General features: G+C 31.5%; 3 protein-coding genes. All 3 read right to left on the bottom strand.

The features are described 5' to 3' along the window. Nucleotides 1-108: 108 nt before the first annotated feature. The 3 genes from U0R11_RS12470 to U0R11_RS12460 all read right to left on the bottom strand — a co-directional run bounded on the left by U0R11_RS12470 (nt 109) and on the right by U0R11_RS12460 (nt 3,678). Nucleotides 109-537 carry a hypothetical protein gene (locus U0R11_RS12470; protein ID WP_406752011.1) on the bottom strand — a complete coding sequence of 143 codons (429 nt, stop codon included), beginning with the start codon at nt 535-537 and terminating at the stop codon, nt 109-111. Nucleotides 538-1,149: 612 nt separating this feature from the next. After that, entirely contained in the window at nt 1,150-2,022 is an 873-nt protein-coding gene (locus tag U0R11_RS12465) for a hypothetical protein (RefSeq protein ID WP_406752009.1), read from the bottom strand. Nucleotides 2,023-2,247: 225 nt separating this feature from the next. After that, nucleotides 2,248-3,678: a circularly permuted type 2 ATP-grasp protein gene (locus U0R11_RS12460; protein ID WP_406752007.1), complete on the bottom strand. Its 1,431-nt coding sequence runs from the start codon at nt 3,676-3,678 to the stop codon at nt 2,248-2,250. Between the last annotated feature and the right edge of the window lie 295 nt (nt 3,679-3,973).

Below are 3,973 nucleotides of genomic sequence, written 5' to 3'. Positions count from 1 at the left end.
GTAGGAAAACCTTTTAAAGATTCATTCATTACAAAGGTCTAAATACAATTCAGAGATAGTCCCTAAAATAAAAATATTAATATTTTTATAGATAACTACTTGTTTTAATCATAGAAATCGAACAGCGGAATTAATCATTTCTATAAAATTTTTGACTATAAAAGTATTTTGTATTTCCATTATACATTTATCTATATTGGTTTTAGTTTTGATTTTTAAATCAGTAATGTTCTCTTTATAGACAATTTTTGATTCTTTAGTTTCAATATCAAACAAGAAAATATTTGATGATGTTTCTCCTAAATAATTATAGCAACTTACTTTAGTTTCTGTGGTTATGAATTTTGAATCTTCATAAAAAGAAATTATGTAATCGTCTTTTTCAAATCGCTTTTTATATGAGTTAAATAATGTTGTAATTAATGTTGAAATTATAATTATTACACATGCAGTGATTAATGTAAAAGGCGATAAAATTTTTTCTTTGATAATCCTTCCTAAATAGAATACTAAGTATAGAAAATAAGCTGGGATCACTATTAATATATTAGGGAAAACGAAAATGATAAATATTGATAGAAGTATAACAGCAAACCGGAAATTTAATAAAGAATTAGAAAATCTATTTTCAAATATTTTATTGATTCTTTTTTTTGTAATCTTATTTGATAATAGATATAATCTGCATTTTTTTTCACAACAAAAATTACAATTTTTTCGTAAACCAAATATATTATTGAAAAAATTATGAAAAGTGAAACCTCACAAATGAAAATTAGAAGTATTAACTTGAAAATATATTCCAAGCTAAAAAAAAGTAAATCGTTTACTCCAATATGGTTGAAAATGGATATATCAAAACCTTTGTAATAGATATAATAATTTATAAAACTTAGAGAATACAATCCGACTAAAATTAGAGTTATATTTTCCTTTAATAAGTATTTGAAATTTTTAATATTTTTTTCTAGTTCTTTACACATTTAATTTATTGTGTTAAATAAGTATGGAATATAACCTAATTGGGTTTTGCATTCGGGTGGATTTCGAAGCTGATAGCATCAATTTATTATAATTTTCATAAGTAGTATAAAGCTCTTAGTTTGCAGATCAGCTGGTATAACGCAAAACCCGTAAAAGGTGTAGTTTTTAAAATGTCATCCAATTCAGTTTCCATAAGTAATTGAACGTCTCAATTTTCATAAAGTCCTTTAGGCCTTTGGTTTCCTGCAATTCAAATAAATTAATTTTATCATCAATTATGTTAGAATAATAAGCAAACATAGATGCTTGGAAATCATTTGAACTATTTTCTACTACAGAATTTATTGCCTTAGAAAGTCTCTGTAAATTTTTAATTCTATTATATTGATTAAAGTCCCCGGCTTCACTTCTTTTTTCTTCAAGCTGACTTAATAAATTTTCCCTATCAAAGAATTCTAAGTTAGGATTGGCTACACCTATAATTCCAGCTTTGTCATAATACCATTTAGAATGTCCCTTAAGCATTGAAGCTTGGGGAAATGTTGAGTTGCCAATTATTGATTGGTTAGAAGTATGATTATACAGTTCTTGTTGTTTGTGAAATACCGGTGCTGCATATATTACTATTGCATCACCTGATAATTCTTTTTCAAGTTGTTCAAGTGCCAATTGTTGATGAGGGGTTATTTCAAAAAACCAATAATAACTATTTATATGAGGTTTTAATATATTATTAGATTGTGAAGAATAAGTTGAACGTTTTGCTTGAATAAAAAGATTGAGTTTGAAATCAGGAAGGATTTTGCTAGGCTTACTACCTTGCCATATATAATTTAATGTTTTACCTCGCAAGATTGAACCTCCTAAAATAATGGAGTGTCCATGAAGTTCCCATAGATAATCATTTAAGCATAAAGAAGCTCTGTCAATTCCGATTGTCTTTTCAAAAACCTGACCAGGTTCCCATAAAAGATGACTTCCTTTCTCTAGTTGATTAAAAAGAGGTCCTCTATATTCACTTTCTTCAAATTCACTCATATGTTTTAATTAAAATTACACCAAATTTATATTCACAAGCTACTTCATATCGTAAATCCACCCAATAAAGGCTGAACTGACGCTACTAAGTAGCATAAATTAAAATATAACACGCAGCACCATTTACCTCAAACCTGTTAATTCACAATGAGTTATAATTAATCCCCAATGTAACCTATTCCAGAACAAAACATTCTACATTCTTCATTTTCTAATAACTAAACCCTAATAAAGCACCCACGTATCCTTCGAGCCACCACCTTGTGAGGAATTGACTACTAAGGAGCCTTTTCTCAGTGCTACACGTGTTAAACCACCGGGGATTACCTTGACTTCATTTCCGTATAAAATATATGGCCTTAAGTCCACATGGCGCCCTTCAGGATGGTCTTCAATTAAACAGGGTACGCGCGACAAAGAGATGGTCGGTTGGGCAATGTAGTTTCTAGGATTATCTAAAATGTATTTTTTGAATTTCTCTTGTTCTTCTTTCGTGGATTTTGGTCCTATCAACATCCCATAGCCTCCTGCTTCATTGGCTTCTTTCACCACCAGTTTTTCGATGTTTTCCAAAACATACTTTCTATCGGCCTCTTCTCCACAGATATAAGTTTCCACATTAGGTAAGATAGCATCTTCGCCTAAATAATATTTGATGATTTTAGGTACATAGGCATAGATTACCTTATCATCTGCCACACCCGTTCCCGGGGCATTGGCTAAGGCTACTCTTCCTTTTTTGTACACCTCAAATATCCCCGGAATACCAATCATGGAATCAGGGTTGAAAGTTTGTGGGTCTAAGAAAGTATCATCAATGCGACGGTAAATCACATCCACAATCTTGAAACCTTTGGTCGTACGCATTTTGACATAGCCTTCATGTACGACCAAATCACGAGCATCCACTAATTCTACTCCCATTTGTTGAGCTAAATACGAATGCTCAAAATAGGCTGAATTATATATACCGGGGGTTAATACCACGACGGTTGGCTCTGGACGATCACTGATGAAGCGCAGCATTTCCAACAGTTTATGTGGGTAATCAGAAATGGTTCTAATCTGCGTTTTAGCCACTACTTCAGGAAATGTTTGCTTGAATAATTCTCGGTTTTCCAACATGTAGGATACGCCTGAGGGACAACGCAAATTGTCTTCCAATACCATGAATTCACCATTGTCGCCACGGATCAAATCCGTTCCAGTAATGTGAATCCAAATATTTTTGGGAGGCTTTATGCCCATGCATGGGGCTAAAAAGTTTTTGGAAGAATAGATAACTTCCTTGGGTATAATTCCGTCTTTAATGATTTTCTGATCAGAATATATATCGGATAAAAATAAATTTAGTGCAGTGATTCGTTGAATTAGGCCTTTCTCCACATTGTCCCAATCTGAACCATTGACAATCCTGGGAATGATATCTACCGGCATGATACGTTCCGTGCCTTCATTTTCAGAATAGACATTGAACGTAATCCCCATGGCCATTAAGGCTCTTTCGGCAGATTGATGTCGACGTAAAAACTCTTCTTGGCTTAATTGTTCTACGCGGTCTTTAAATGGTTCATATCCTTCACGAACAAGTCCTTCGGGACTGAACATTTCGTCGTAAAACCCTTCTGTTTGGTATTCTTTAAATGAGAAATTCATAGGCCATATTATTTATGTAATGCTTGATTAGAAATTAATTTAGGATTTTATTTCTGGAAAAAAAAGAGGAAATAAATTATAAAGTATAGATTATAATTTATAAATGTTCATGTTGAAATAGGAGTTACCTATGTTATTATGTTATGAGAATTTGATTCAGGTATCAGATAATTGGTTTAATTTTAAAGTATATCGAATGCTAATTTTGATTTTCCCCATTTTGGGAAAGTCAATATCAATGGAACTATTCATACGAAAAATTATAAATAGAATTTTCAAATTCGTTTATATAAAT

The sequence above is a fragment of the Aquirufa salirivi genome, assembly GCF_045310485.1.
Taxonomy (GTDB): Bacteria; Bacteroidota; Bacteroidia; order Cytophagales; family Spirosomataceae; genus Aquirufa; species Aquirufa salirivi.
Note: the sequence above shows the minus strand (reverse complement) of the source record. Positions and strands in the feature narration are given on the sequence as shown.